This is a genomic window from Daejeonella sp. (assembly GCF_030684675.1).
Taxonomy (GTDB): domain Bacteria; phylum Bacteroidota; class Bacteroidia; order Sphingobacteriales; family Sphingobacteriaceae; genus Daejeonella.
Genome location: NZ_JAUXXZ010000077.1, coordinates 1 through 26,128, shown reverse-complemented (window position 1 = coordinate 26,128; position 26,128 = coordinate 1). Strand labels below are relative to the sequence as shown.

The 26,128-nt window shown below is 40.1% G+C and carries 27 protein-coding genes and 1 pseudogene; 13 read left to right on the top strand and 15 right to left on the bottom strand.

The genetic code is table 11. The features are described 5' to 3' along the window. Positions 1-220 precede the first annotated feature (220 nt). From Q8M41_RS16330 to Q8M41_RS16290, 10 genes and pseudogenes are all read right to left on the bottom strand, one after another. On the bottom strand, positions 221-685 hold the full coding sequence (locus Q8M41_RS16330) for an ORF6N domain-containing protein (RefSeq protein WP_370870527.1): 465 nt from the start codon (positions 683-685) through the stop codon (positions 221-223). Between the two features lie 79 nt (positions 686-764). Then, positions 765-2,054 carry an amidohydrolase family protein gene (locus Q8M41_RS16325; protein ID WP_305366362.1) on the bottom strand — a complete coding sequence of 430 codons (1,290 nt, stop codon included), beginning with the start codon at positions 2,052-2,054 and terminating at the stop codon, positions 765-767. A 162-nt stretch (positions 2,055-2,216) separates the two neighbouring features. After that, positions 2,217-3,398 carry a glycosyltransferase family 87 protein gene (locus Q8M41_RS16320; protein WP_305366361.1) on the bottom strand — a complete coding sequence of 394 codons (1,182 nt, stop codon included), beginning with the start codon at positions 3,396-3,398 and terminating at the stop codon, positions 2,217-2,219. Continuing rightward, on the bottom strand, positions 3,398-4,159 hold the full coding sequence (locus Q8M41_RS16315; protein WP_305366360.1) for a bifunctional 2-polyprenyl-6-hydroxyphenol methylase/3-demethylubiquinol 3-O-methyltransferase UbiG: 762 nt from the start codon (positions 4,157-4,159) through the stop codon (positions 3,398-3,400). Before Q8M41_RS16315 ends, Q8M41_RS16320 begins: the two co-directional genes overlap by 1 nt. A 665-nt stretch (positions 4,160-4,824) precedes the next feature. Beyond that, positions 4,825-5,037, bottom strand: a complete 213-nt coding sequence (locus Q8M41_RS16310) for a hypothetical protein (RefSeq protein ID WP_305366359.1) — start codon at positions 5,035-5,037, stop codon at positions 4,825-4,827. Positions 5,038-5,040: 3 nt separating this feature from the next. Further along, positions 5,041-5,142: pseudogene (locus Q8M41_RS18255) on the bottom strand (sigma factor-like helix-turn-helix DNA-binding protein); the annotation flags it as partial. Positions 5,143-5,298: 156 nt separating this feature from the next. Then, a complete protein-coding gene (locus tag Q8M41_RS16305) occupies positions 5,299-6,273 on the bottom strand; it encodes an SRPBCC domain-containing protein (protein WP_305366358.1) in 975 nt (324 codons plus the stop codon). Then, a complete protein-coding gene (locus Q8M41_RS16300; RefSeq protein ID WP_305366357.1) occupies positions 6,263-6,589 on the bottom strand; it encodes a helix-turn-helix transcriptional regulator in 327 nt (108 codons plus the stop codon). The genes Q8M41_RS16305 and Q8M41_RS16300 overlap by 11 nt, the downstream gene beginning before the upstream one ends. Positions 6,590-6,702: 113 nt before the next feature. Further along, entirely contained in the window at positions 6,703-8,100 is a 1,398-nt protein-coding gene (locus Q8M41_RS16295) for an APC family permease (RefSeq protein ID WP_305366356.1), read from the bottom strand. A 57-nt stretch (positions 8,101-8,157) separates the two neighbouring features. Then, on the bottom strand, positions 8,158-8,523 hold the full coding sequence (locus Q8M41_RS16290) for a hypothetical protein (RefSeq protein ID WP_305366355.1): 366 nt from the start codon (positions 8,521-8,523) through the stop codon (positions 8,158-8,160). Between the two features lie 658 nt (positions 8,524-9,181). Between Q8M41_RS16290 and Q8M41_RS16285 the strand changes: the two genes are divergently transcribed. From Q8M41_RS16285 to Q8M41_RS16230, 12 genes are all read left to right on the top strand, one after another. Continuing rightward, positions 9,182-9,907, top strand: a complete 726-nt coding sequence (locus Q8M41_RS16285) for a GNAT family N-acetyltransferase (protein WP_305366354.1) — start codon at positions 9,182-9,184, stop codon at positions 9,905-9,907. A 3-nt stretch (positions 9,908-9,910) separates the two neighbouring features. Beyond that, the gene (gene argG / locus Q8M41_RS16280) at positions 9,911-11,101 is read left to right on the top strand and encodes an argininosuccinate synthase (RefSeq protein WP_305366434.1); all 1,191 of its coding nucleotides are present in this window, start codon (positions 9,911-9,913) and stop codon (positions 11,099-11,101) included. Positions 11,102-11,105: 4 nt separating this feature from the next. Then, positions 11,106-12,089, top strand: coding sequence for an N-acetyl-gamma-glutamyl-phosphate reductase (argC, locus tag Q8M41_RS16275; RefSeq protein WP_305366353.1), 984 nt, complete (start codon positions 11,106-11,108; stop codon positions 12,087-12,089). A gap of 159 nt (positions 12,090-12,248) precedes the next feature. Then, entirely contained in the window at positions 12,249-12,605 is a 357-nt protein-coding gene (locus Q8M41_RS16270) for a four helix bundle protein (protein ID WP_305366352.1), read from the top strand. Positions 12,606-12,641: 36 nt separating this feature from the next. Continuing rightward, positions 12,642-13,775: an aspartate aminotransferase family protein gene (locus Q8M41_RS16265; protein ID WP_305366351.1), complete on the top strand. Its 1,134-nt coding sequence runs from the start codon at positions 12,642-12,644 to the stop codon at positions 13,773-13,775. 21 nt (positions 13,776-13,796) lie between these two features. Continuing rightward, a complete protein-coding gene (locus tag Q8M41_RS16260) occupies positions 13,797-14,759 on the top strand; it encodes an acetylornithine carbamoyltransferase (protein WP_305366350.1) in 963 nt (320 codons plus the stop codon). Continuing rightward, positions 14,756-15,580, top strand: coding sequence for an acetylglutamate kinase (argB, locus tag Q8M41_RS16255; RefSeq protein ID WP_305366349.1), 825 nt, complete (start codon positions 14,756-14,758; stop codon positions 15,578-15,580). The genes Q8M41_RS16260 and argB overlap by 4 nt, the downstream gene beginning before the upstream one ends. Then, a complete protein-coding gene (gene proC, locus Q8M41_RS16250) occupies positions 15,580-16,398 on the top strand; it encodes a pyrroline-5-carboxylate reductase (RefSeq protein ID WP_305366348.1) in 819 nt (272 codons plus the stop codon). Before argB ends, proC begins: the two co-directional genes overlap by 1 nt. A 5-nt stretch (positions 16,399-16,403) precedes the next feature. Continuing rightward, positions 16,404-17,462, top strand: a complete 1,059-nt coding sequence (locus Q8M41_RS16245) for a M20 family metallo-hydrolase (protein ID WP_305366347.1) — start codon at positions 16,404-16,406, stop codon at positions 17,460-17,462. Further along, a complete protein-coding gene (locus tag Q8M41_RS16240; RefSeq protein ID WP_305366346.1) occupies positions 17,462-18,055 on the top strand; it encodes a GNAT family N-acetyltransferase in 594 nt (197 codons plus the stop codon). The genes Q8M41_RS16245 and Q8M41_RS16240 overlap by 1 nt, the downstream gene beginning before the upstream one ends. Beyond that, positions 18,052-19,386: an argininosuccinate lyase gene (gene argH, locus Q8M41_RS16235; protein WP_305366345.1), complete on the top strand. Its 1,335-nt coding sequence runs from the start codon at positions 18,052-18,054 to the stop codon at positions 19,384-19,386. The genes Q8M41_RS16240 and argH overlap by 4 nt, the downstream gene beginning before the upstream one ends. A 49-nt stretch (positions 19,387-19,435) precedes the next feature. Continuing rightward, positions 19,436-20,692, top strand: a complete 1,257-nt coding sequence (locus Q8M41_RS16230) for a pyridoxal phosphate-dependent aminotransferase (protein WP_305366344.1) — start codon at positions 19,436-19,438, stop codon at positions 20,690-20,692. A gap of 45 nt (positions 20,693-20,737) precedes the next feature. Here the strand turns inward: Q8M41_RS16230 and Q8M41_RS16225 are convergent, their stop codons facing one another. Beyond that, entirely contained in the window at positions 20,738-22,060 is a 1,323-nt protein-coding gene (locus Q8M41_RS16225) for a DUF6600 domain-containing protein (RefSeq protein WP_305366343.1), read from the bottom strand. 186 nt (positions 22,061-22,246) lie between these two features. Here Q8M41_RS16225 and Q8M41_RS16220 point away from each other — a divergent pair, with 186 nt between their 5' ends. Further along, complete coding sequence (locus Q8M41_RS16220; protein ID WP_305366342.1) at positions 22,247-22,957, top strand: SAM-dependent methyltransferase; 711 nt, start codon at positions 22,247-22,249, stop codon at positions 22,955-22,957. A 165-nt stretch (positions 22,958-23,122) separates the two neighbouring features. On the opposite strand, the gene Q8M41_RS16215 is transcribed toward Q8M41_RS16220, so the two are convergent. From Q8M41_RS16215 to Q8M41_RS16200, 4 genes are all read right to left on the bottom strand, one after another. Further along, entirely contained in the window at positions 23,123-23,725 is a 603-nt protein-coding gene (locus Q8M41_RS16215) for a tRNA-(ms[2]io[6]A)-hydroxylase (RefSeq protein WP_305366341.1), read from the bottom strand. A 114-nt stretch (positions 23,726-23,839) separates the two neighbouring features. After that, positions 23,840-24,412, bottom strand: coding sequence for a nicotinate (nicotinamide) nucleotide adenylyltransferase (gene nadD, locus Q8M41_RS16210; protein WP_305366340.1), 573 nt, complete (start codon positions 24,410-24,412; stop codon positions 23,840-23,842). A 65-nt stretch (positions 24,413-24,477) separates the two neighbouring features. Further along, complete coding sequence (gmk, locus tag Q8M41_RS16205) at positions 24,478-25,044, bottom strand: guanylate kinase (RefSeq protein WP_305366339.1); 567 nt, start codon at positions 25,042-25,044, stop codon at positions 24,478-24,480. A 54-nt stretch (positions 25,045-25,098) separates the two neighbouring features. After that, on the bottom strand, positions 25,099-25,962 hold the full coding sequence (locus tag Q8M41_RS16200) for a YicC/YloC family endoribonuclease (RefSeq protein WP_305366433.1): 864 nt from the start codon (positions 25,960-25,962) through the stop codon (positions 25,099-25,101). Positions 25,963-26,128: the final 166 nt, after the last annotated feature.

The window sequence follows — 26,128 nt, the reverse complement described above, 5'->3', positions numbered from 1 at the left end:
TTTTAATGCAAATTCGTTTTCTACAGAAAGGAATTTTTCTATAACTACGAATTTGAAATCAGGTTCATTATTGTATTTACTTGAACCATCTGGTCTGATATGTAACTTCAATTCTTTAATGCAACTAAATCCTGGACTACCTTTTTTAAAAAAGTTCGGTTCTCAATTGAATTCTGAAGCCCGCGTTGATATTAATTCTGATGAGTTTATTGTTATTTTTTTAAAGCTCGTCCGGCATATATCCAATTCTTTTTCTGGATTCAGGTTTTTCTTTTCTATCAACCAATTCGTCCAGATAATTAAAGACCAGTGCAATATCCTTGCCCTGATTGCTTAGCTTATTTTTGATTTCTTCAATTTCCAGTTTTAATTCATGGTTCTCAGCAATTACCCGACGCAATCGTGTAAAAATTCTTACCAGCTGAATATTTACCTGAATTGCTATTGGGTTATTAAGTACACTGGATAACATCAGTACCCCATGTTCTGTGAAAACATTTGGTAAATATTGACGTCCACCTCTTCCTGGCTTTGAGATCACAAAATGTGATCTCAAAGCTTCCCATTCCTGCTCAGTAATCTGGAACATAAAATCTGAGGGGAATCTATCTGTGTTTCTCTTAAGTGCTTGATTGAGGATTCTGGTTTTAACTCCATAAAGCTCAGCCAGGTCACTGTCGAGCATGACTTTTTGTCCTCTGATCTCGTAAATTTTATTTACAATAATTCCAGCAATGAATTGATTAAAATCTGAGGTTGATCACTTACCTTACCCAGATCCCATTTATCATCACTTTCTCGACATTCCTCATTACTTTTATATCTTCCAATGGATTACCCCTTACCAGAATCAGATCAGCGAGCTTTCCTTTTTCGATGCTGCCTAACTGATTTTCAATCCTGAAGAAACGTGCATTTTCCATCGTGGCAGCATGAATGACTGCAGCGTTTGACATTCCGCTCTCCACGAAAAGTTCCATCTCCCGCTGATAAGCCCAACCTTTTTCGGCATATGGGACCATGCCATGTGAACCAACCACAACTTTTGCTCCCCCTTTCTGAAGTTTGGCTGTCAATTTCATCATCTGATCGAATCCTTTTAGTTTAATACTGTCAACAGTTCCCTTTCCGGGCTGATATTCAAAAATAGCAAGCGTCGGACTAACAAATGTGCCTTTTCTGACGAGAAATCTGGTTAGACTATCCGCTGCCGGAGAGTTCAAATCAATTGCTGCCCAGGATTCATAGCGACCCTGTTTCCGATAATTATTATCGGCTAGCATTGCCTGACGATATTTTTCGGCTTCCCGTTTCGGTGTGAGGGATAATCCGAATGAAGTTATGTGTTCAATCCCATCAAGGCCAGCTTCAATTGCATGTTTAGCTTCAGTAATTTCCAGATGTCCGGTTACGGGTATCCCACGTTTATGTGCTGCATCGCTGATTGCTTTTATCATTCCCGGTGGAGTTCTAAAATAGATCTTGATAACTGTAGAACCCTGATCTGCTACTTCGTTCACTTGTCTTACCGCCTCTGAGTCATCACGAACTACATAAGCATCATTGGGGTATGCCGGAGGTGAACCATCCAGATGTGGGCCACTCAAAAAGAGCCTTGGATTGTATTTGCCTGATTTCCGTACCTTGTCGTACATCTCAATCCATAGTCCTGGATCGCGAAGTGATGTAACACCATTCTGTAGGAAGGTTGATGGAAGCTCATCAGATCCATCGATATGGAAATGGGAATCGATAAGGCCTGGTAAAAGTGACATACCCTTTCCCTGAACAATTTCAGCACCCTGAGGAATCTGTATACTTTTTGAGGGTCCTGCAGCGATAATTTTATCCCCTTTAACCAATACTGAAGCATTTGGAATAGCTTGGGCACCATTCCCGTCAATCAGATTGACATCGACTATGGCTATAGTCCCGATTCCCCGGGGCAACTCGGCCTCATTAAGTGGCTTGATAGTCTTTTGAATTGATTTTTGGGCAAAAAGAGCAGTAGCCAGGAAAATAAATACAAGAAGCAGAATGAGCAGGCGTTTCATACTTAATTGATTTTTATATTTTGGAAAAATAGAGATAATAAAGTCATATTTATCTTTTTGCCATCGCTTTTATTGATTTGAATTTAATGATCATAGCCTATAAACAGAGTCAATGATGTTTTCAGCTACATCATTGATTAGTAAAGAACTAATACTAAATTTTCATTTGACCAGGCCATAATTCTTAAAATCTCTGGTCAATAATTGGTAACTGATTGCCAACCAGATTAGAACGCATGGTAGCGCCTTTAATGAATAGGGTTTTATAAATTCATCCCGAATAAATTTTGGGAATAAATCGGAGGGTGAAAAACTGGTTAACAAGATTGCGAAAACAAAAAGAACAATTTGCCAGGGTTTTAATGGTCTTTTTTGGTTTACAAACCATATAGCCACACCTGTAAAAGCAATAATGTAAGTTGGGGATTCAGAACTTGTGCTAAAAATAACGGTAAATATTAATGTGCTTGACAATATTAATAACCTGAAGGTAGACTCTTTATATTGGCTGATTCGCAAATAAGGTAGGCCAAATAAGATAATACCTGCTCCCAAAAAAGGCCAGTTTGGAATTAAGTGATTTCCGGATATTCTTCGCACCATCCCCATCAAACAAATATCCTGGTCGGTAATTAATGTGCTATTCATCCTATTCTTTTCTGTAATGGCCTCAAACCAATCTTTGTAAGTTTGAACTATATAAGCAGGAGATGAAAATAGCATCGGAATTGAAAATGCAAGGGCACTCCAAAAAATCAAACCTGACACCAGCATTAATTTATTTTTCGAGAATAAAAAGAATGCTAAACCGACAATACCATAAAGCTTTATGAATGTGCCTAAGACAATCATCAATGCTGCCCAAAAATCCTTTTTTTGATCAATAAAGGTATAGGTAAGCAGAACAATTGCCGTCATGGATGGATTAAACTGGGAGCTAAGGATAGATGTTAGGTTCTCGTGTGCGGCAATAAGTAAAATTGCTAAGGTTGTGCCAGAAGGCAAGGGTAATTTCCTGATTGCAAACAAGAGTATAAAAGAGTTGAAAAAAGTCCATAGAGTATGACCCAGCCAGTTTGGAAGTATTGCAAAGGGGGCAATCAGAACACTAAAAATGGGTCCGTACAGGTTATAATGCTGAAAATTTTCGGGCTGTGGTAAGAATAAATTCTTCTGATCAAGCAGACTGAAAAAAGTAAATTTAAAAATAAGGAAGTTGTTATAGTTACCACTCTTTAAGATTTTAATCAAAGCAAGAGCGCTGATTAGATACCATAATGAGAAAATATAGATCTTCTTTTTAAAAATTGTTTCTGTAAAAAAAGTATTTACAACCTTTAGCATTATCTTTTGTTTTTGGATAGCGAAAGAAATATAGATACACCGAATGGAAGATTAAACACGTTAAGCAGGCTCAATTCTAAACTAAATATTCGATATAGGATTCGGCTGATTAAACTATTGCTATTATGCAGGGTGGCATCTGAACCTGCCCCTTTCCTGATTAGTTTTTCAGGGATCATTTTACTCAATAATCTGAATAAGGCTATAGGAAGAAATAATAGTGTATTATAAAAAGTGGCTCTTACTGGAATTAAATCCTCTTTTTTAACTAATTCTTTAAGGTTTTTGAGTGTATATCGTCTGTAATGATGGTTTACTTCATCATGATGGCTCCACAAAAACATGTAAGCAGGAACCGTAAGCACAATCAGGCCATCTCTTTTACAAACCCTTCTCATTTCTTGTACACCCAATCGATCATCTTTTACATGTTCAATAACGTCAAATGCACAAACGAGATCAAACTCTTCTTCTTTAAATGGAAGATCCAGAATAGAGCCATGGATAATATCTAAATTAAATTGTTGTTCGGCATAATCGCAACAATCCTTATCATATTCAAGCGAAATAACTTTTCCAAATTTTGAGAGCAGCTCACTAGTTTTACCTGTTGCAGCTCCAATATTTAAAATATTTAGTTGTTTATTTTCAATGGTTTCAAAACTGTTTGAAATTAGTTTACTTATGATTTTACCCCTTACCCTGAACCACCAGTGATGACGTTCTAAAAAAGCATATTCCTTGTAATAATTAATATTCATTCTGGTATTTTACTGTCTGGTACTTATGAACTTAATTAGGTTAATCAGAATTTGTCTTAAGTATCCTGTTTCTTAATTAAATAAGTAAAAGGTTTAATTGCAACATTAATATTACAATAATAGGATTAAATCAAAAATCTTCAATAAATATTATCATTTTTCTTTTTTGTGAAATTTGCTTTAGAATATAATATGGAGGTGCAAGTTCTGCAGCCACAAAACGATGTAATTGATACCAAATGTTTTTAGCAAATTGCCACGTATTTCAGTTGAAAAATGATTTTGGATGGACAGATTTCTGGCGCAAGTTTTATTTTAGCTTTCTTCTTCAATCTTATATTTCTCTATTTCACGCGACAGCTCTATTGCCTTAATCAAATGTGTCCACTCGTTACCTTCAAAGATCAGACGAAACCATTTTCTATCATTGTTTCATTCCAGTAAAAAGTCGTCCAGAATGGTAGTTGCAGTAATAGAATGCGGGTAATCCATAATGTGGAGGATCTAAGTTTGTTAAGTTTCTCTTATGTTATAATGACTGGTTCTGCTATATCTACACTATAAATGGTTATAGTCTGATATAAATAAATTATGATTGCAATTGCTGTTAACGCAATCTGAAAACTTGCCGAGAAAAGAAAGAATTTGTTAGCAGAAGTAAACTGCTACATAAAGATTTTGCTGAGAATTGCTGAACCGACGCCCACCCATAAAATCCCACATACAAGTGTGAAAAGTTTAATGGCTTTCATTTTTGAGATGAAATGGTAGACTTTCAGCTGTTTAAGTTCATCTGTGTTGATTTTATTTAAGAGAAGGCTCATTTCCAACTTCTCATTAGCTGTTGCCCAATATTGTTTTAGTTCAGATTCCTTCATTTTCTATAAGTTTAATTGTGAGAAACTAATTTTTAGCTTGCCTTTGATACGGCTGATCTTAGTACCGACATTACTTGGAGAGATTCCCAGAATTTCGGCTATTTCAGAATATGATTTGAACTACTGTTTCTCTCATTATTCGCAGGACAATTCAAAAAATCACAGCATTCTGATTTTTTTCTGTATAAACATTTTGCCCGGTTTCAAAACATAGCAGGCTAAATCACATAAGAATTCCGGGGTCTTCAATCATTTCCAGATTTAAATTTCGTTTTTGGTGTTATAGTTTACCATCCAGTTAATACCATATTTATCTGAAAAGCTGCCGAAGTAAGCCCCCCAGAACATGTCCTGCAATGGCATAGTAATATTTCCTTCAGCTGATAGTTCTTCAAAAATTCGTTTCGCTTCTTCCTTAGTTTCAGGTTCTAATGAGATGTGCATATTATTGCCCTGAACTACGGTAAAGCCCATTTCCTTTGGAGCATCAGTTCCCATAAGTATGTGATTTCCAGTTATGGGTAATTCAATGTGAATAACCATGTTTTTTACTGCCTCAGCTATAGGTGGATGATCTGCATCGGCTGGCAAATCACCAAAGCGCTGTATCCCATTTCCGCTGAACTCCGTTTTGAATACTGATTTGTAAAATAAAAATGCGTCTTCTGTATTTCCCGGGAAGTTCAGATAGGTACAAACTCTTTCTTTGTTATCCGTCCGTAGTTCGTTTCTGAGTTTGAACTGTGTTTCAAGATATTGATCAAGATTACTCAATGCTGCCGTAAAACCTTCTTTAAATCCTAGCTGAATAATTTTTTCGAGATCTTCTAACGCTTCATATTTTATGGCAATATCTACTATAGTTTTATCTGTATTTGCGCTGAATGAGTTGGTCCAGAAGGATCGTGGAAAATCTGTGTTTATATTTCCTTCCTCATCACAGAAAGCATCCAGGCCTGAAAAATTTTTCTGAGGCTCTATTTTTTTATAATCAGCCCTGCACCAATGTGTAGCACCATCTGGTCCGACCATAGCATAAAACCAGGAGCCGCCTTCCCTGAAATCCATCGATCTTGTTTTTGTCTGATATGGTTTGGGAGCCCACCAGAGGTCAAGCAGTTCTGGTTTTGTCCAGCAATCCCAAACCAGCTTAAGATTAGCAGCAAATTCTCTCTTTACATTAATGGTTTTGCTTTCCTTGTTTACAGAAAAGTTGAATAATAAATCAGGATTCATTTTCTTTATTTTTTAACGTTAACAATACATTATCGAGTTCGCTGAACCTTTGCTCCCAGATTTTTCTGAACTGTTCAAGCCATTTATCAATTTCTTTCATTTTGCTGACTTTTAGCTGATAGTAAATTTCTCTGCCCTGAACTTCCTGTTTTACAAGTTGGCACTCAGTCAATATCCTTAAGTGTTTAGAAACAGCCTGCCTGCTGGTATCGAAGTGCTCGGCAAGCGTGTTTGGGGTCATTGCATGAAGGGCAATAAGTGCAATTATAGCTCGCCGGGTAGGGTCGGCAATGGCTTGGAAAACATCTCTTCTCATTATTTAAATTATTATGAAACCAATCAGTTGCAAATATACATATGCAAAATTTAGTTTCGCAAATTATTTTAAAATTTGAATTGAGATTATACTCCTTGAAGTGATTCCTGTATTTAAGCTGTTTTTCGTTTCTTGAAATAATAATAAACCGGTACACCGCTAAGAACAAGCATAATTCCCACCAAAGATTGCTGAGGCTGAACCCAGATAGTATTGATTGTTAAAGCAATAGAGAATAGCAGCAATACAATTGGAACGAATGGGTATCCTGTTACCTTAGCCTGGATCATTCCTTTTCTTTTCATACGAAGAACTGCGAAGGCGAGAAATCCATAAAACACGAAATTCAGAAAGATGACCATGTTGGTGAGTGTATCAAAGGAGCCGGATATCAGCATAATACAACCCAGAATCATCATATAGTTTAGGGATACATGAGGTGTTCTGAACCTGGGGTGGACTTTCTTCAAATGGCTGAACAGGTAGCCCTGTTGTGCCATTCGGTAGAATTTACGGGGAGAAGAAACAATATTACTGTTCAATGCACCGAATACGCAGATTATAAGAAGTACTATTAGTAGAATTTTTCCGAAGGTACCCAGTAGGGTTTCCGCCACAACAAATGCACCGATCTGATTTACATCAATGGCCCTGATTTGCTGGAGACTGAGCACATTCATATAAGTATAGTTAAGAAGCGTATAGACTAATGCTACAAGAGATAAACCGATTGTAAGGGCCAGGGGAAGGTTACGCTTCGGATTAATGATTTCACCCGAAATATTGGTAGCGGTTTCCCAGCCATTATAAGCCCAGAAAGCACTGAGCATTGCAGCAAAAAATGCACTGTAAAACAGCATTCCTTCGGGTGCATTTACAGTATTGAACGTACTGTTGGAACTTTGTGTTTCCGGCCCGGAATAAGCAAGTCCCACAATAATCAGAACTGATATACCCAAAATTTTAGCGCTAGTAATGATGGAGTTGAAAACACCGCTTTCACGGGATCCCAGAGAATTTACTCCTGTAAGTACGATTATTGCACTAATTCCAATCAGTTTAACACCCGAGTTTGCAAAAGGGAAAATGAAGCCCCCAATCGAAAAGTCTTTCCAGGCATCCAGCGGTTTTGGAATGGGGATAAATGAATTGATAACCTCACCAAACAGAAAGGCGAGGGCGGCAATTGCCGCCGGACTAATAATTATAAAATCAGCCCATCCTGAAATGAATGCAAAAAAATTTCCAAAGGATAAACGGAAGTACTCATACAAGCCTCCGGATTCTTCAGTAAGAGAAGCTAAAGCACTCACGGTAAACGCGGCAAATAAACTGATTACACCAGCCAGAATCCAGGCCATCAGGATTGCAGTCTCACTCAGCCCGGTTTGAGCCATTGGGACTATTTTTTTAAATACTCCGCTCCCAATCACTATCCCGACCACCATTAAGGTACTTGCAAAAAGTCCTAATGTTCTATTTAGTGATGCTTCAGTTTTTACCTTATTCATTTATTGAAATCGTATTTTAATAGTTTTCGTGTGCACCGCTTGTTGTTTGAATAAAAATCAGTCTTTAGCAGACTCAGATTTCAAGGCAATGATGGTCCAAAGTGCACCCAAAGCATCCATTCCACCTAATAAAATAATAGATACAGGCATTTGTCCGGACACAAAAAGTAATATCGCTCCTAAAGTGAAACCAAACCTAATATAAACTGAAATTTTTATGAAGGGCTTGATGTTAGCCAGGCCACTTAAAATATCATAAGAACCAATAACCAGTGCTAGTAAGCCAATAAATCTTGCCCAGGCACTTGGTATTGGTGGTAAAAGCGTCAAATCGATTAATTTTTCGGGCAAAAGGATAAATAAAAGTCCGGTACTAAATACATAAATACCAAAGAAGAATAATGATTTACCTGATGGTGTCATTTTATAAGGTCTTTACAATTGTCAATAGAATTTTACAATAAGTAAGAGCAATTTATATAATATGTTGTGTAAAACAATAAACGGATAAAAGAAATTGCCTGGGGTTCAGGACTTTATTCTAACAATTTCTTAAATCCGAAACTCTCTTTTTTGTTAAAAAAATTAACTGTTGATTAATGGCAGAATGCTTAAAATCAATTATTATTGACTTACATGGTAAGTATAATCCTGTAAACTTGATTAGATCCAGTGGACATTGGCGCTTGTTGTACAAGGCCTGCAATGACAAAACAGTATTAAAAAATTGTAATATTATCCCCTCACTATTGCAGATTTCAGTATTTTTTTCGTTTTTTTGTAAAAAATTTCAATACCACTTATACTATTAACAATGAATAGTTTAAACTACCAGGCCAATACAGGATCATTAACTCAAATGGGTTATATGAGGGGTATTGTATGTAGTAATTTCAGGCCTGAGAAGTTAGTGTTGCGTTTCCGACGACCCTTTATGCCGCGGACTTGAATCTTGGCATTAACCCCTAGGTAACCGGAGCATTCCTGCCGGAAGATCAATCAATCAGATTATTCACAAAAGGAAAGACTAAAAACGTAGTCTTTTTTCCGATTCAAAACCGGATTTTTTTCTTCAAAGTACATGAAAGAAAACGAATTTGTTGTCATCCCGGCAACAGAACATCATATTGAATACGCAACACAGATCTGCGATGAGATGGCAGAGTCTGCCAAAGCCAGAGGCACAGGAATAGCCAGACGAACCCCTGAGTATATCACTTCAAAGATGCTGGAAGGCAAGGCTGTGATTGCACTTCATCAGGATGGTACCTGGGCTGGTTTCTGCTATATTGAAACCTGGAGTCATGGCACTTTTGTGGCCAATTCCGGACTTATCGTAAATCCTTTTTACCGTAACCGCGGGCTTGCACGGCTAATTAAACGAGCAGTCTTTGACCTTTCCCGCAAACGATATCCGGAGGCTAAGATCTTCGGTTTGACTACCGGGTTAGCCGTAATGAAGATCAATTCTGAACTTGGTTACGAACCGGTAACCTATTCCGAACTAACTCAGGATGAGGATTTCTGGAAAGGCTGTCAGAGTTGTGTGAACTATGATATCCTGAAAAGCAAGGACCGTAAAAACTGTATGTGTACAGCGATGTTATGGGACCCTGAAGAAAAGGCCAAAGAGATTGAACGCAAAATGAAAGAAGATGATGAGCGTTTAAAAATGGAGGCAGAGGAACGTTTAAGTAAGGTTGCGCGCAAGCAAACCCTGTTCGAGCGTCTTGAAGAAAAATTACGCAATTCATTGAAAATGATTGCGGCTATAGGTGCATTATTTGTTAAACTTTTACAAAATTAAATGATGAAGAAGAAGGTGGTTTTAGCATTCAGCGGAGGTTTAGATACATCCTTTTGTTGTATATACTTATCCAGAGACCGCGATTTGGAAGTGCATTCTGTGATCGTAAATACAGGTGGTTTTTCTGAGGAAGAGCTGAAGCAGATCGAGCAGCGTGCATATGCCCTGGGAGTTACTTCTCATGCTGTAGTTGACGAAACGCTGAACTATTACGAAAGTTGTATCAAGTACCTTATCTTCGGCAATGTGCTGAAAAATGCAACTTACCCTCTTTCAGTAAGTGCTGAGCGGGTAAGCCAGGCTACTGCCATCGCCAATTATGTGAAATTAATCGGTGCTGATTATGTAGCTCACGGAAGTACCGGAGCCGGTAATGATCAGGTTCGGTTTGATATGATATTCAATATCATGATCCCGGGAGTGGAAATTATCACCCCAATCCGTGACCTGAAATTAAGCCGTGAGGCAGAAATTGAATATTTAAATAAGCATGGTGTTGAATATACTGCCGAGAAGGCAAGATACTCAATCAATAAAGGTATCTGGGGTACCTCGGTTGGGGGTAAAGAAACACTGACCTCCAATGAGACCTTACCTGAAGAGGCATGGCCAACGCAGGTTACTCAAACCGAGCCGCGTAAGCTGGAACTTGATTTTGAGCAGGGTGAACTAATTGGGATTAATGGAGAAAGCCTAACACCGGTTAAAGCCATACAGAAGCTGCAGGAAATTGCACAACCTTATGGAATTGGTAGGGATATTCATGTGGGTGATACTATAATTGGTATCAAGGGTCGTGTTGGCTTTGAGGCTGCTGCGCCAATGATCATCATCAAGGCTCACCATACTCTGGAGAAGCATACTTTAACCAAATGGCAGTTGAGCTGGAAAGATCAGTTATCAAGTTTCTACGGCAACTGGCTTCATGAAGGGCAGTTCCATGATCCAATCATGCGAAATATTGAAGCATTTTTAAGCGATACACAGAAAACCGTCAGCGGAAAGGTATTTGTAAAACTTCATCCATACCGTTTTGAGATCATCGGAATTCAATCTGAGAATGATCTGATGTCTAACAAATTCGGAAGCTATGGCGAGATGAATAACTCATGGTCGGGGGAGGATGTAAAAGGCTTCTCAAAAATATTTGGAAACCAGACAATGATCTGGCATCGGGTACACGATAAAAAATAATATAATGGGAACTATCAGAATAGGAATCGCAGGCGGAGCTGGATATACCGGCGGAGAATTGCTCAGAATACTGATCAACCATCCTCAGGCAGAAATATGTTGGGTACATAGCAACAGTAATGCTGGAAAGCCGCTTTCTGATGTGCATGCCGATCTGTTTGGTGATACCGATCTGAAGTTTACTGATTCAATTTCCCAGGATATAGATGTGCTTTTTCTTTGCGTAGGTCATGGTGATGCCAAAAAGTTTCTGGATAGCCATGAAATTGCAGCGAGGATAAAAATTATCGATCTTTCTCAGGATTTCAGGTTAAGCCCCAATGCTACACATGGAAGCAGATCCTTTGTTTATGGCTTACCTGAATTGAACAGGGAAGCCATCAAAAAGGCTAATAACATTGCTAATCCGGGCTGTTTCGCCACCTGTATTCAGATTGGATTATTGCCTCTTGCAGCCGCTGGATTATTGAACTCTGAAGTACATATCAACGCAACTACCGGCTCTACAGGGGCAGGTCAAAGCCTGAGTCTTACCTCCCATTTCAGTTGGAGAAACAATAACCTGTCGGTTTACAAAGCTTTTGAACACCAGCACCTCAACGAGATTGGTCAAAGCCTCAATCAATTGCAAAACAACTTTGATCAGGCGATGAATTTCATCCCACAAAGAGGTGATTTTACGCGGGGGATTCTGGCAGCAATGTACACTGAAACTGAATTGAGTCTGGATGAAGCCTATGGTCTTTATGAAAACTATTTTAAAGATCATCCCTTCACCCATCACAGCAAAAGAAATATTGACCTGAAGCAGGTAGTGAGTACTAATAAAGCCCTGATCCATTTGGAGAAGCATGGTAATAAATTGTTCATCATCAGCATTATAGACAATTTGCTAAAAGGTGCCAGCGGGCATGCGGTCCAGAATATGAATTTGATGTTCGGGATTGGGGAAACGGTGGGCTTGAGGTTGAAGGCTACTGCCTTTTGAGCTGAAAGCGAAAAGCTAAAAGGCGAAAGCTATAGGCGTAATACTACATTAATATTAGCTTTTAAAAAACAACCGTTGAATAGGTTGTTTATACTTTCCAAATGAGTGATTATAAATTTGTTCCTGAAACAATAGTAGGAACTCAAAATTTGGAAATTAATGAGAGATTATAAAAGATTAGCGGTTTGGAGAAAATCGCATGAATTAACATTATCGATATATCATGATATACTCCCAGCATTTCCAAAGCATGAGGATTTTCATCTTGCTTCTCAGACAAAGAGGGCTGCATACTCTATTCCGATGAATATTGCAGAAGGAACAGGGAAAAATACCGATAAGGATTTTACTAGTTTCTTAGACATTAGCTTAGGTTCAGCCCACGAATTGGAATATTGCTGTTTGTTGGCAAAAGACTTAGGTTATTTAACAGAAGAACAATTTAATAAAGTAAATAACGAAACCAATCAGGTAAAAGCAATGCTGATTGGATTAATAAGATCAATAAGGAAATAGCACGAGCTTTCGGCTTTCCGCTTTTAGCTTAATAAGATGAAACTATTCGACGTATATCCTCTCAATAACATAGAAATTGTAAAAGCTCAGAACAGCAGCGTTTGGGATGCTGATGGCAATAAATACCTGGATCTTTATGGCGGACATGCCGTGATTTCAATCGGTCATACCCATCCGCATTATGTAAGGCGTTTGACAGAGCAGCTGAATAAGGTTGGGTTCTATTCTAATTCAGTGATTATCTCTCAGCAGATAGAATTGGCTGAAAAGCTTGGAAATCTATCTGCTAAACCTGACTTTCAGCTCTTTCTTTGTAATTCTGGTGCTGAGGCTAATGAAAATGCCCTAAAACTGGCATCTTTTTATAATAAGCGCAAAAAAATCATTGCCTTTAAAGGCGCGTTTCACGGGCGTACTTCATTGGCTGTTTCGGCAACAGACAATCCGAAGATCATTGCTCCGGTAAATGAAACAGACAATGTCACTTTTCTTCCGTTCAATGATGAACAGGCTTTGGATAATGCTTTTAAATCATTTGGCAATGAGATATCTTCGGTAATTATTGAGGGTATTCAGGGTGTTGGCGGTATCCGGGAAGCATCGAAGGGCTTTTTGCAGAAGATCAGAAGCCTTTGTGATCGGTATGATGCGGTTTATATCGCTGATTCAGTGCAATGCGGCTATGGGCGGACTGGCCAGTTCTACTCACACGATTATGCAGGTGTGGAGGCTGATATTTATTCAATGGCAAAAGGAATGGGCAATGGCTTCCCAATTGGGGGGATTTCCATTTCACCTAAATTCAAGCCATGGTATGGTGAGTTGGGAACAACGTTTGGCGGAAATCATTTAGCCTGTGCGGCGGCACTTGCTGTTCTGGAGGTGATGGAGAAAGATGATCTGATGAAGAATGCAGAGAAGATTGGAGATTACCTGATAAAGGAATTGAAACAGATACCGCAGATCACTGAGATTCGTGGAAGGGGCTTGATGATCGGAATTGAGCTTTCTGAAGAGTATGCAAACGTTAAAAAGGATTTACTTTTTAAGCATCGTATCTTTACCGGAGAGGCAAAACCGAATGTGATCAGGCTTTTACCAGCTTTAAATATCACAAAAGAGCATGCTGATCAATTTTTGACGGCATTGAAGGCAGAATTGAATAAATAAAATACGGCTATTTTTACGAATATGAAACTATTTTCTTCCGTTAATGATGTTGCAGACCTGAAATCTTTCATTGAGCAGGCACTGATCCAGAAGGCAGATCCCTATGCAAATCAGTCGCTGGGTAAGAATAAAACCCTCGGACTGGTATTCCTGAATCCTAGCCTGAGAACCCGCTTAAGTTCGCAGAAGGCGGCTTTGAATTTGGGTATGAATGTGATGGTAATGAATCTTGACAAGGAAGGCTGGGCTTTGGAAACAGAAGACGGAATAGTGATGAATGGTACCTCTGTAGAGCACATTCGCGAAGCAGCAGCAGTAATGGGTCAATATTGTGATATTCTTGGTTTTCGTTCATTCCCTAAATTATTGAATCGTGAAGAGGATTATGGCGAGGGCTTGTTCAATAAATTTGTGAAATATAGTGGAGTTCCTGTGATAAGTTTAGAGAGTGCTACCCTGCATCCCTTGCAGAGTTTTGCCGATCTGATTACCATTGAGGAATATAAAAAAGTGGCAAAGCCAAAGGTTGTTTTAACATGGGCTCCGCATGTTAAATCTTTACCTCAGGCTGTTCCAAATTCATTTTCTGAATGGATGTGCCGTGCACAGGCGGAAGGAATGATCGATTTTGTGATCACCCACCCAGAAGGTTTGGAACTGGCTGAGAAATTTACTCCAGGAGCAAAAGTTGAATACGATCAGGATCTTGCATTAAAGGGTGCAGACTTTGTGTACGTTAAGAATTGGTCATCATATAATGACTACGGTAAAACCGTTCAGAATGGCGAATCGTGGATGATGACTCATAAGAAACTGGAGCCAACCAATGAGGCGAAAGTAATGCACTGCTTGCCTGTTCGTCGTGATTTCGAGCTTTCTGCCGAAGTGTTGGACGGTCCGCACTCATTGGTCATAAAGGAAGCCGCAAACAGGGTTTGGTCTGCTCAAACGGTATTAAAAAATATGCTGGAGGGCTTATTATGAAATCCCTGAAGGTTATAAAGATTGGTGGAAATGTGATCGACAATCCGGAAAGTCTGCAACAATTTATTGCTGATTTTGCGTTGCTGCAGGGGCCTAAGATACTGGTTCATGGCGGAGGTAAAATTGCGACCAAACTAGCCGAAGATCTGGGTATCAAATCAAAAATGGTTGAAGGCCGAAGAATTACAGATGGGGAAAGCCTGAAAGTGGTAACCATGGTGTATGCCGGTTTGATTAATAAGAATATTGTCGCAGGCTTGCAATCTGAAAATTGCAATGCCATAGGCCTTTCTGGTGCCGATGGAAATATGATCAGGGCAACAAGGCGTCTGCCGCAGAAAGTCCTCTCCTCCGGAGAGGATTTAGGTGAGGCCGTTGATTATGGTTTTGTGGGTGATCTTGATGAATCATCGATTGATCGGCAGGGGCTCAGGAAACTATTGAAAGCTGGTTTCACACCAGTTTTTTCAGCTATCACGCATGATGGTAAAGGTCAATTATTAAATACGAATGCTGATACCATTGCTTCTGCAATTTCTATCTCAATGTCAAAGGATTATGAAACATCTCTGATCTTTTGTTTCGAAAAGGCAGGAGTGTTGATGGATGTGGAAGATGAAGGTTCAGTAATCCGCTCGATTGATCCTCATTATTACAATGAATTAAAGTTACAGGGTATTATCAATGATGGCATGATCCCCAAACTGGATAATGCCTTTGAAGCAATAAATAAAGGACTAAAGGAGGTTTGTATTGGCAAAGCTGATGCATTGCCAGGTTTAAATAATGAAAATTTTGGTACACGCTTAATCAGCAGATAATGAAAACAGGAACAAAAAGAACAGCAATTTTAGGAAGCGGAAATATTGGTATGTCATTGGCCAAAGGACTGGTTAAAGCTGATTATTGTAAACCCGCTGATATCACCTTGACGCGTCGAAATGTTCAGCGACTGGATACTGTCTCGGCACAGGGTTTTCAGGTCGGCTCAGATAATTATGCTGCTGCTGCAGGGGCCTCAATAGTCATTCTGGCTGTTTTGCCTCAGCAACTTGATAATTTATTGGAGCAGATCGACGGTGCTCTTGATCCTGCTAAACATCTGGTGATTTCGGTGATCTCTGGAGTTAGCTGTGCTGATATTCGCGCCAAACTGGGCAGCAGAGTTCAGGTTGTCAGGGCAATGCCAAATACGGCTATTGCAATTGGTGAATCTATGACCTGTGTCGCTTCTGATAATGCAGAGGCTGAAAATATCGCAGAAGTGACCAAAATGTTTGAAACAGTAGGTTCTGTTATTAAGATCAATGAAGATTTGATGACAGCCGCCACTGCACTTTGTGCCTGTGGGGTAGCATTCTTTCTTAGAGCCGTTCGTGCAGCATCTCAGGGTGGTGTCGAGATCGGTTTTCATGCCGATGAGGCATTACGTATGGCTGCACAAACAGCCAAAGGAGCAGCATCACTTTTATTGCAGCAGAACAGCCACCCAGAACATGAGATCGATAAGGTGACCTCACCAAAAGGATGTACCATTGCCGGATTGAATGAAATGGAGCATAATGGTTTTAGCTCTTCAATGATTAAAGGAATTAAATTATCAGCTCAAAAGGCGGGTGAATTATATACAAACGATTAAGGAAAATGACCGGTATACTGTTTGATGACAGTCTTAATTTATTGCGTAAGCTGATCAGTATCCCTTCATTGAGCAGGGAGGAGGAGAATACTGCCTCGGCAATCGAGCGATTTCTGGAGGATCAGGGAATAAAAACCCATCGTATGATCAATAATGTCTGGGCATACAATGAGCATTTTGACCCAAAAAAGCCTACTATTCTGCTTAATTCGCATCATGATACAGTAATGCCTAATCCGGGATATGATCGTGACCCATTTGCGGCTGATATCATTGATGGTAAATTGTTTGGTTTGGGGAGTAATGATGCAGGAGGCTGTCTGGTATCGCTGATTGCGGTATTTATTCATTTTTATAAAGAGAAGAATTTAAAATATAACCTCTGCCTGGCTGCAACTGCCGAGGAAGAGGTTTCAGGCAAGAACGGTATTGAGCTGATCCTTCCTCAACTGGGTCAGCTTGAATTTGCAATAGTTGGAGAACCGACATTAATGCAAATGGCCGTTGCCGAGAGGGGATTAATGGTTTTGGATTGTGTTGCACATGGTAGGGCGGGTCATGCTGCGAGGGAGGAAGGTGAGAATGCGATCTATAAGGCAATGAAGGATATTAATTGGTTCAAAACCTATGAGTTTGCGAAGAAATCGTCCCTGTTTGGCCCTGTTAAGATGAGTGTAACCATCATCGAAGCCGGATCCCAGCATAATGTAGTTCCTGCGATTTGTAATTTTACGGTTGATGTGAGGGTAACTGATGCCTACCGGAATGAGGAGGTACTGAAGATTATAAGTCAGAATGTCGACTGCGATGTTAATCCACGGTCAACCCGCTTAAAACCATCTTCAATTAGCACCGAACATCCAATTGTTAAGGCAGGAATCGCTTTGGGCAGGGAAACCTATGGTTCTCCAACCACTAGTGATCAGGCATTATTGGACATTCCCTCACTAAAAATGGGTCCTGGAGATTCGGCACGTTCACATATGGCTGATGAGTATATCTATGTAAATGAAATTGAGGAGGGTATAGACCTCTATATAAAATTATTGACGGAGATAGTGTGATGGCAAAGAATTTGAATATTACCCTGGAAAGTGAAAGAGCCTTACTTCGTCCGCTTGAGCTAGATGATGATAAAGCTTTGCAGGAGGTAGCAGATGATGATAGCCTCTGGATTTATGGTCTTCATGATCTTTCGAAGCCTGTAGAGTTGAATAAATATATTAAAAAAGCGATTTCTGACCGTGAAAATGGCACAAGTGCAGCTTGGGTAATCATTGATAAAAAGACCAATAAGGTGGCAGGCTGTACCCGACTTGCAGAGATCTCCTGGCGGGATGAACGGGGGCAGATTGGCTGGACATGGATAGGACGTGATTTTCAGGGAAGCGGATTGAATAAGGAAATGAAGTACCTGATATTGACCTATGGTTTTGAGGTTTTGGGACTGAACAGAATTGAATTTAAAGCAGATGAGCGTAATCATCAGTCACGCCAGGCATTATTGGGAATTGGCGCTACCCGCGAAGGGGTATTACGTCAGCATATGAAAATACATAACGGATACATCAGAAATACCGTTTTTTACAGTATTTTGAGATCCGAATGGGATACAATTAAAGCACAGTATTTCACAAATTTTAAAGCAGTTCTATGAGCAAGCTCTGGCAAAAGGAAACAGAAACTGAAAGGTCTGTAGAAAAGTTTACTGTTGGAAATGACAGGGAGTTGGATCATCAGCTTGCTGCGTTTGATGTATTGGGTTCATTAGCCCATACCCGTATGCTTGAAAGCGTTGGTTTAATGGATAGCAGGGATCTGGAACAGGTTCAAACTGGTCTTAAACAGATTTTCAGGGAAGTTCAGGAAGGTAAATTCAGCATCGAAGATGATGTGGAAGATGTACATTCTCAGGTAGAGCTATTGCTTACCCGCAGGATTGGTGATGCCGGCAAAAAAATTCACAGCGGACGGTCCAGAAATGATCAGGTTCTGGTAGATCTCAAATTGTTCTTTCGTAGTGAGATTCAGAAACTGGTCAGAAATACTGACATTCTGTTCACTCAGCTGATTGCACAAAGTGAAGAGCATAAGGATAAATTACTTCCGGGCTATACACATTTGCAGATTGCGATGCCTTCATCCTTCGGATTATGGTTCGGAGCCTATGCCGAAAGCCTTGCCGATGATATGGAGCTGATGCTTGCAGCCTGGAAAATCTGTAATAAAAACCCATTGGGTTCTGCAGCAGGATACGGTTCTTCCTTTCCATTGAACCGTACCATGACCACTAAATTACTGGGCTTTGATTCGCTGAATTATAATGTAGTTTATGCCCAGATGGGCCGTGGAAAAACTGAGCGTATTTTGGCTCAGGCAATGTCTTCAGTTGCGGCAACTTTGGCTAAACTTGCTATGGATGCCTGTTTGTTTATTAATCAGAACTTTGCATTTATCAGTTTCCCTGATGAACTGACCACTGGTTCAAGCATAATGCCTCATAAGAAGAACCCGGATGTTTTTGAGCTGATTCGTGCCAGATGCAATAAGATACAGGCTTTGCCAAATGAAATTGCCCTGATGACCACAAATCTGCCATCAGGCTATCACCGTGACCTCCAATTGCTGAAAGAGAATCTGTTCCCGGCCTTCAGATCACTGAATGAATGTCTGGAAATGACAGGCTTTATGTTGCAATCTATCAGAATTAAGGAGGATATTCTTAAGGATGAGAAATATGCTTATTTGTTTAGTGTAGATGCCGTGAATGAAGAGGTTTTAAATGGACTACCTTTCAGGGAAGCCTATAAAAAAGTTGGAGCAGCAATCGAAAAGGGAGAATTTAAGGCACCGGACATTGTTAAACATACACATGAAGGAAGCATCGGGAATCTATGTAATGAGGAGATCAACGCATCATTTAAGGAGATCTTGAAAAGCTTCAATTTTGAAAAGGTAGACAAGGCAGTTGAAGCATTAATCAGGTAGAATAGATAATTTATAACAGGTTGATATCCTGAAGAATACAAAAATAGAAATGAAGGTATCCAAAATAGCAAGTACCCTTGAGGGTTCAGAAATAATAAAAATTGCAGGTCAGATCAATGAATTGAAAAGTAAAGGTGAGCAAATTGCGAACCTGACTATCGGAGATTTTGATTCAAATATTTTCCCGATTCCCAACGAGCTGAAAGATGGAATTGTTGAGGCTTATCAGGCCAACCAGACCAATTATCCACCTGCCGAAGGTGTGGCAGTATTGCGTGAGAACATTTCAGTTTTCCTACAGGAGCGCTTTGGTTTATCTTATAACAGTAAACAAATTCTGGTTGCCGGCGGATCACGTCCTTTGATCTATGGAACTTATATGGCTCTGGTTGATCCCGGAGACAAGGTAATTTATCCTACTCCATCATGGAATAACAACCATTATTGCCGTTTTACAGGGGCAACTCAGGTTGCGGTTAAGACTTCGGCGGCGAATAAATTTATGCCAACAGCCGATGATATCCGTCCGTACCTAAAGGGTGCTACATTACTGGCCTTATGTTCTCCACTTAACCCAACCGGTACCATGTTTGCCAAAAAAGATCTGGAAGAGATCTGTGATCTGGTAATTGCCGAGAATAAGACTCGCGGAGCGGAAGAAAAGCCACTGTATATTATGTATGATCAGATCTATTCCCTTCTGACCTTTGGCGATCAGTTTCACTTTGATCCGGTTACTTTAAGGCCCGAACTGAAAGATAGGGTGATTTATATTGATGGCATATCCAAATGCCTTGCTGCTACCGGTGTTCGCGTTGGCTGGGCGTTTGGTCCGGAACATGTAATCGATAAAATGAAAACGATTGTAGGGCATGTTGGAGCCTGGGCACCAAAGCCTGAGCAGGTAGCAACAGCAAAATTTTTAACTCAAACGAAAGAACTAAATAGTTACCTGACGATTTTTAAAGCAAAAGTTCAGAAAAGTTTGGATACTCTATATCAGGGTATAATCCAGCTTAAAACGGATGGTTTTGCTGTAGACGCGATCAATCCGATGGGGGCAATCTACTTAACTGTTAAGGTCGATTATATAGGTAAAACCACTCCAGAAGGAAATGTTTTGAAGGATAGTGCCGAAGTTAATTTTTACCTGATCAAAGAAGCGAAAATGGGTATAGTACCATTTTCGGCATTTGGTACAGATAGCGGTGTAAACTGGTTCAGAGCTTCTGTTGGAGGATGTTCGCATGAGGATATAGAACAAATGATCCCCAGGATGCGGGCTGCACTCAGTAAGTTGAAATAATATGCATAAAACAAAAAAACCGGCGAATTCGCCGGTTTTTTTGTTTTAATTACCTCTGGAGGGCCTGTTCTGGCTACCCCTTCCATTTTCTTGTCCTGAAGAAGAGTTACCACGTCCTTCTGAACTCTGTGAAGGAGCCTGACGATCCTGTGGTGCACTTCTCTGTATGCGTTCAGGTGCCGGTGCCTGGCGTTGCGGTTCGCTTCTCTGAACCCGTTCAGGTGCAGGATACTGGCGTTGTTGTGGTGCACTTCTTTGAATTCTTTCCGGAGCTGGTGCCTGGCGTTCCTGAGGTTCATTTCTCTGAACGCGTTCAGGAGCCTGATACTGACGTGGTGCCTGTGTTACCCGTTCAGGTCTTTGTTCCCTTGGTGCCTGAGCAGGTGCCTGCCTGATTTGCTCCTGACGATCAGTTATTGGAGGGCGTTGTCCGCTTAGACTCCCCCTGATATCCTGATTATCGTAGGTTCTGCCTGATCTCTGTGATGAAGCCGGAATCTGTCTGCTTTCAGGTCGTACAGCTCCACGATTTACTGAATTATCAGCCACAGGGCCTGAACCTCTTCCGGTTACAGCTCCTCGGCCTCCAGAATTGTCAGTCGGACGGTCAGGGCGCGAATTTTGTCCGGGATTGCCTCCTCTATCCGGCACCCTATTCACCTGTGGCCTGTCGTTTCTGTTGTTTCCATAATTCGTCGGTCTGTTATCCCTGACATCATGAATACGAACTGGCTGACGGGTTACTCTTCTGATCTCATCAACCCTGGGGCCTGTATAATACCGGTTTTGGTTGTATACATAGGTATTGTTGATAATGACTGTGTTGTTGTAAATGTTCCGGTTTCTGTATCTGTCGTAACGGGGATACCTGTCATAATAGATATTTTGTTGCGGTACAAATACCCAATAGTAATCAGGAATTCTTGATCCGATATTAATATTGATATTGATTCCGGGACCCAGCGGTGCCCAGCCATAATGACCGCCACCACTTCTCCAGCTCACCCATGCCGGTCCCCATCTGGTATCCGGAACCCATATCCAGCCTCTCCGGCTACTGTGATGCCAGCGACCATAGTGGAATGGTGCCCATCCCCATTCGTAATCGGATACCCAGGTATTTCCATATTTGGTCATTTCCCAGTGCCCATTCGTGTAATAAGGTCTAAAATCATCCTGATCTACATCAGGGCGCCATACATAACCATATTGCGGGTCATTTATCCATACTCCATAAGGGGACAGTTCCTCATAAAATGTTTCAAGAGAAACGTCGTCATACTGAGCTTTTACCTGTGCCGGCACTAGAAATGACAGGAATAATAGTAGTCCAGCCAAATATTCCGGGAATTTGATGTTCGTTTTCATAGCTCCTAAAATTTGATTTGTATAATCTTATAAGTAAGACAATAAAATTTTGCCATAGGTTGTATTGTAATTAAATTATTACGTAAACTCATTTTGGGCAATATTTATGCATCCCGCATTTTATACCATTTACTACATATAACTCATTTGAGAGGAATTTGTTTTAATTTGTACCAAAATCTAATCATGCTTCCAGGCTCCCTTTATCTTATTCCTGTGCCTTTGGCAGAAAATGCTTCGGCAAAGTCGTTCACGCCCTATTTAGTAGAAACGATAAATCATATCAATGAGTATATTGTAGAGAATAGTAAAACTGCCCGCAGATTTTTAAAAGAAGCAGGTTTAAAGATTCCGCAGAGTGAACTTATTATCCATGATTATGGAAAGCATCAGCGGGAAGGTAATTTAAATGAGTTTTTCAAAGGGCTTTTAGCCGGTAAGAATGTTGGCCTGATGAGCGAAGCAGGTTGTCCTGGTGTTGCCGACCCCGGTGCTGAAATTGTTGCTCTGGCTCATCAAAAGGGGATAAAAGTAGTGCCGCTAGTTGGTCCCAGTTCCATTTTACTGGCATTGATGGCTTCAGGTTTTAGCGGACAAAGTTTTACATTTCATGGTTATCTGCCCATTGATAAAGTCCAGCGGGCAAATAAGATCAAAGAGCTTGAGGCTCTGGCTGAAAGACATAGCCAGACTCAGTTATTTATTGAAACCCCTTTTCGTAATAATCCAATGCTGGAGGAGATTCTGCGAAGTTGTAAAGTGGAAACAAAACTGTGTATTGCCTGTGATCTAAACTCGGAAGATGAATTTATTCAAACAAAAAGTATCAAAGACTGGAAGAATAAAGTCCCTGAACTGCATAAAAGGCCTGCGATATTTTTGTTGTTCAAGAAGTAAGACCCTGCCGGCTAATCCTTGGAATGAAAATTTGAGAACTATTAAATGTGAAATGACATGGATTTGTCATTGCGATCAGCCCTGGGCTGAGAAGCAATCTCTTCTGTTAGTGAGATTGCTTCGTCGTGCCTCCTCGCAAGGACATTCTTTTCAAATGACGGATAATTACCCATGAATCGTCTCCGATTTTCCGTAATTCTGAATCACTTTAGCCTCATATTCCAAAAACTCTTTCCAGCGTTTTTCTACATCAATATTACCTGCATACTTGCGGGCAAGGCCGATGAACATCGTATAATGCCCGGCTTCACTGACCATTAGCTCGTAGTAAAAATCTGAGAGTTCTTTATCATTGATGTGTTCAGACATCACTTTGAAACGTTCACAGCTGCGTGCCTCAATCATTGCTGAGAATAATAAACGGTCTATTAATTGATCCTGGCGACTGCCTCCTTTGATTACAAACTGCATTAACTCATTGACATAATTGTCTTTACGTTCACGTCCCAGGGTGTATCCCCGGGCAAGGATCAGGTCGTGAACCCGCTTAAAATGATCCATCTCTTCCTGAACAAGCATCGCCATTTCCTGAACCAGATCAGACAGGTTAGGATTCTGCACAATTAGGGTAATGGCATTACTTGCAGCTTTCTGCTCACAAAAGGCATGGTCAGTCAGAATTTCTTCGATATTGCTTTCCACCACATTCTTGACCCAAAGCGGGTCGGTTGGAAGTTTCAGTTTTAAAATGGTTTTTTCCTTGCTCACGTTTGAATTTTTTAACCCTGTCAGTGTTTTTAACGCTTGCAAGGTCGATTTCATTCTTAAATATGGTTTCAAGGCTGACAGTCCCGGACCTGATCCGGGACTGTCAGCCTTATTTTAACGATACAGATTCTTTCCTTCAATAAATTTCAGCACCTTTTCAGGGACAAAATATTGAACATTTTTTCTTTCTTTAACAGCCTTGCGGATAAAGGTAGCCGACAATTCCATCATTGGAGTTTCAGTAATACTGATAGAAGGATGTTGTTGAAAATCATGATTATCAAATCCCGGGCGCGGGTAAATATGAATATGATAGTCGCGCAGGATGAGTTCATAATTTTTCCATTTTTTTAATGATACCAGATTATCTGAACCCATGATCAGGCTGAACTCATGTTCCGGATATTTCTCACTAAGGTAGGTAAGGGTATCAATCGTGTAAGATGGCTGAGGAAGCTTAAGTTCCACATCACTTACCCGGATATTGACAGCATCTTCGGTGGCCAGTTTTGCCATCTCCAGACGGTCGTACATATTGATCAGATCACTCTTTTCTTTCAATGGGTTATGAGGCGAAACAACCAGCCAAACCTGCTGAAGATCAGTATGATTGGCCATATAATTGGCAATGATCAGATGGCCGATATGAATAGGGTTAAAGGAGCCGAAGAATAATCCAATTTTCATATTCCTGGAGATATGAGATTGGAGATATGAGATATGAGACCGCGCAATCTGAACATGTTGTTTAATTATTGAGCCAGAAATTCTCTAACCAGCTTTTCTGCCTCTTTACAGGCTGTTTCGAGCTCGTAATTTTTCAATATCACGTCGAACTGATCGGCATATAGCAGTTCCTTATCTGCCTTTTTTATGCGCTCGGCAAGTTTCTCGGGAAGATCAGTACCTCTGCTAGTCAATCGCTCAATCAGAACCTCAAGTGATGGTGGCTGAACGAAAATCGCCAGGGCTTTATCGCCAAATTTTTTCTTCAGGTGAAGTCCGCCAATGACGTCAATATCAAAGATAACGTGCTTGCCTTCAGCCCAGATACGATCAATTTCGGAGCGTAAGGTTCCATAAAAGGTACCTGTGTAAACCTCCTCAAATTCCAAAAATTCCTTCTGAGCAATTTTATGAAGAAAACTCTCCTTGCTAATGAAATAATAGTCTTTGGCATTTACTTCATCACCACGCTGATGCCTGGTTGTAGCTGAAATAGAAAATGAAAGATCAGGGATCTTATTTAATAAATGGTGGACTATTGTAGTCTTACCCGCACCTGAAGGAGCTGAAAATATGATGAGTTTGCCGTTCACTGATATTTAGTTGTCAGTTGTCAGTTGCCAGTTGTCAGTCTGGAATTCTAACAGCTATAGTACATTAAGTAATTGTTCTTTAATCTTCTCGAGTTCTTCTTTCATTCCTACCACAATCTGCTGCATTTTGGCATCATTGGCTTTCGAACCCATGGTATTGATCTCCCTGCCGATTTCCTGCGAAATAAAGCCGAGTTTTTTACCATTTGCATCTTTGTCCTTAAGTGCTTCAATGAAATAATCACAATGGCTTTTCAAACGGATCTTTTCTTCAGTTATATCCAGCTTATCAATAAAATAGATTAGCTCTTGTTCGAAGCGGTTATGATCCACATTTTCTTTTCCCACAGCCTCTTCCAGAAACTGGTTTAGCCGTTCCCTTATCGACGGTATGCGAAGCGGCTCCTGAATTGATACAAGTCTCATTCCTTCCAGAATGTTGTTTATTCTAAGAATAAGGTCTTGTTTTAGAACATTTCCTTCGTCCTGACGGAAGTTCTGAAAGTTTAAAAGTGCCTCCTCAAAGGTTTTATAAACAGTCTTCCATTCATCCTCACTGGCTTCATCTGAGCCGTATTGAATAACATCAGGAAAATTTAAAGCCAGTTGAAACAGATTGTTTTTTTCAGATCCCAATGTATCGGCTGCTTCATTGAGCTGATCATAGTAATGTTTGAGCAAAGGCTGATTAATACTTGAGGTTTTTAGCGTAGTTTCCGCATATTCCACATTAATGCTAATGTTCACTTTACCTCTTTCAATTTGCTTGCTGCATTCATTTCTCAATAGAAATTCTTTATCTGAAAATGATTTAGGAAGTTTTAAAGAAAGCTCCAGGAACTTGCTGTTCAATGATTTGATCTCTACCGTATATTTTGCACGGGAATAATCATTGGCTGCCAAGCCATAACCTGTCATCGATTTTATCATTTTGCAAAGATAAGATTTAATCAAAAGAATTCCTCGAAGCTCTGCTTCGGGGTTCTGGCCTAATCTTATATTTGTTTTATGAGTGAACATATTCATAAACGTCATAATAAGAATTTGCTGTTGTACCATTTGGTTTGTCCGATAAAATATAGGA

Bases quoted from the DNA above. Each gene is read 5' to 3' on its own strand.
- Q8M41_RS16330 (WP_370870527.1), bottom strand. From the start codon at position 685: ATGCTCGACAGTGACCTGGCTGAGCTTTATGGAGTTAAAACCAGAATC.
- Q8M41_RS16325 (WP_305366362.1), bottom strand. From the start codon at position 2,054: ATGAAACGCCTGCTCATTCTGCTTCTTGTATTTATTTTCCTGGCTACT.
- Q8M41_RS16320 (WP_305366361.1), bottom strand. From the start codon at position 3,398: ATGCTAAAGGTTGTAAATACTTTTTTTACAGAAACAATTTTTAAAAAG.
- Q8M41_RS16315 (WP_305366360.1), bottom strand. From the start codon at position 4,159: ATGAATATTAATTATTACAAGGAATATGCTTTTTTAGAACGTCATCAC.
- Q8M41_RS16310 (WP_305366359.1), bottom strand. From the start codon at position 5,037: ATGAAGGAATCTGAACTAAAACAATATTGGGCAACAGCTAATGAGAAG.
- Q8M41_RS16305 (WP_305366358.1), bottom strand. From the start codon at position 6,273: ATGAATCCTGATTTATTATTCAACTTTTCTGTAAACAAGGAAAGCAAA.
- Q8M41_RS16300 (WP_305366357.1), bottom strand. From the start codon at position 6,589: ATGAGAAGAGATGTTTTCCAAGCCATTGCCGACCCTACCCGGCGAGCT.
- Q8M41_RS16295 (WP_305366356.1), bottom strand. From the start codon at position 8,100: ATGAATAAGGTAAAAACTGAAGCATCACTAAATAGAACATTAGGACTT.
- Q8M41_RS16290 (WP_305366355.1), bottom strand. From the start codon at position 8,523: ATGACACCATCAGGTAAATCATTATTCTTCTTTGGTATTTATGTATTT.
- Q8M41_RS16285 (WP_305366354.1), top strand. From the start codon at position 9,182: ATGAAAGAAAACGAATTTGTTGTCATCCCGGCAACAGAACATCATATT.
- argG (WP_305366434.1), top strand. From the start codon at position 9,911: ATGAAGAAGAAGGTGGTTTTAGCATTCAGCGGAGGTTTAGATACATCC.
- argC (WP_305366353.1), top strand. From the start codon at position 11,106: ATGGGAACTATCAGAATAGGAATCGCAGGCGGAGCTGGATATACCGGC.
- Q8M41_RS16270 (WP_305366352.1), top strand. From the start codon at position 12,249: ATGAGAGATTATAAAAGATTAGCGGTTTGGAGAAAATCGCATGAATTA.
- Q8M41_RS16265 (WP_305366351.1), top strand. From the start codon at position 12,642: ATGAAACTATTCGACGTATATCCTCTCAATAACATAGAAATTGTAAAA.
- Q8M41_RS16260 (WP_305366350.1), top strand. From the start codon at position 13,797: ATGAAACTATTTTCTTCCGTTAATGATGTTGCAGACCTGAAATCTTTC.
- argB (WP_305366349.1), top strand. From the start codon at position 14,756: ATGAAATCCCTGAAGGTTATAAAGATTGGTGGAAATGTGATCGACAAT.
- proC (WP_305366348.1), top strand. From the start codon at position 15,580: ATGAAAACAGGAACAAAAAGAACAGCAATTTTAGGAAGCGGAAATATT.
- Q8M41_RS16245 (WP_305366347.1), top strand. From the start codon at position 16,404: ATGACCGGTATACTGTTTGATGACAGTCTTAATTTATTGCGTAAGCTG.
- Q8M41_RS16240 (WP_305366346.1), top strand. From the start codon at position 17,462: ATGGCAAAGAATTTGAATATTACCCTGGAAAGTGAAAGAGCCTTACTT.
- argH (WP_305366345.1), top strand. From the start codon at position 18,052: ATGAGCAAGCTCTGGCAAAAGGAAACAGAAACTGAAAGGTCTGTAGAA.
- Q8M41_RS16230 (WP_305366344.1), top strand. From the start codon at position 19,436: ATGAAGGTATCCAAAATAGCAAGTACCCTTGAGGGTTCAGAAATAATA.
- Q8M41_RS16225 (WP_305366343.1), bottom strand. From the start codon at position 22,060: ATGAAAACGAACATCAAATTCCCGGAATATTTGGCTGGACTACTATTA.
- Q8M41_RS16220 (WP_305366342.1), top strand. From the start codon at position 22,247: ATGCTTCCAGGCTCCCTTTATCTTATTCCTGTGCCTTTGGCAGAAAAT.
- nadD (WP_305366340.1), bottom strand. From the start codon at position 24,412: ATGAAAATTGGATTATTCTTCGGCTCCTTTAACCCTATTCATATCGGC.
- Q8M41_RS16200 (WP_305366433.1), bottom strand. From the start codon at position 25,962: ATGACAGGTTATGGCTTGGCAGCCAATGATTATTCCCGTGCAAAATAT.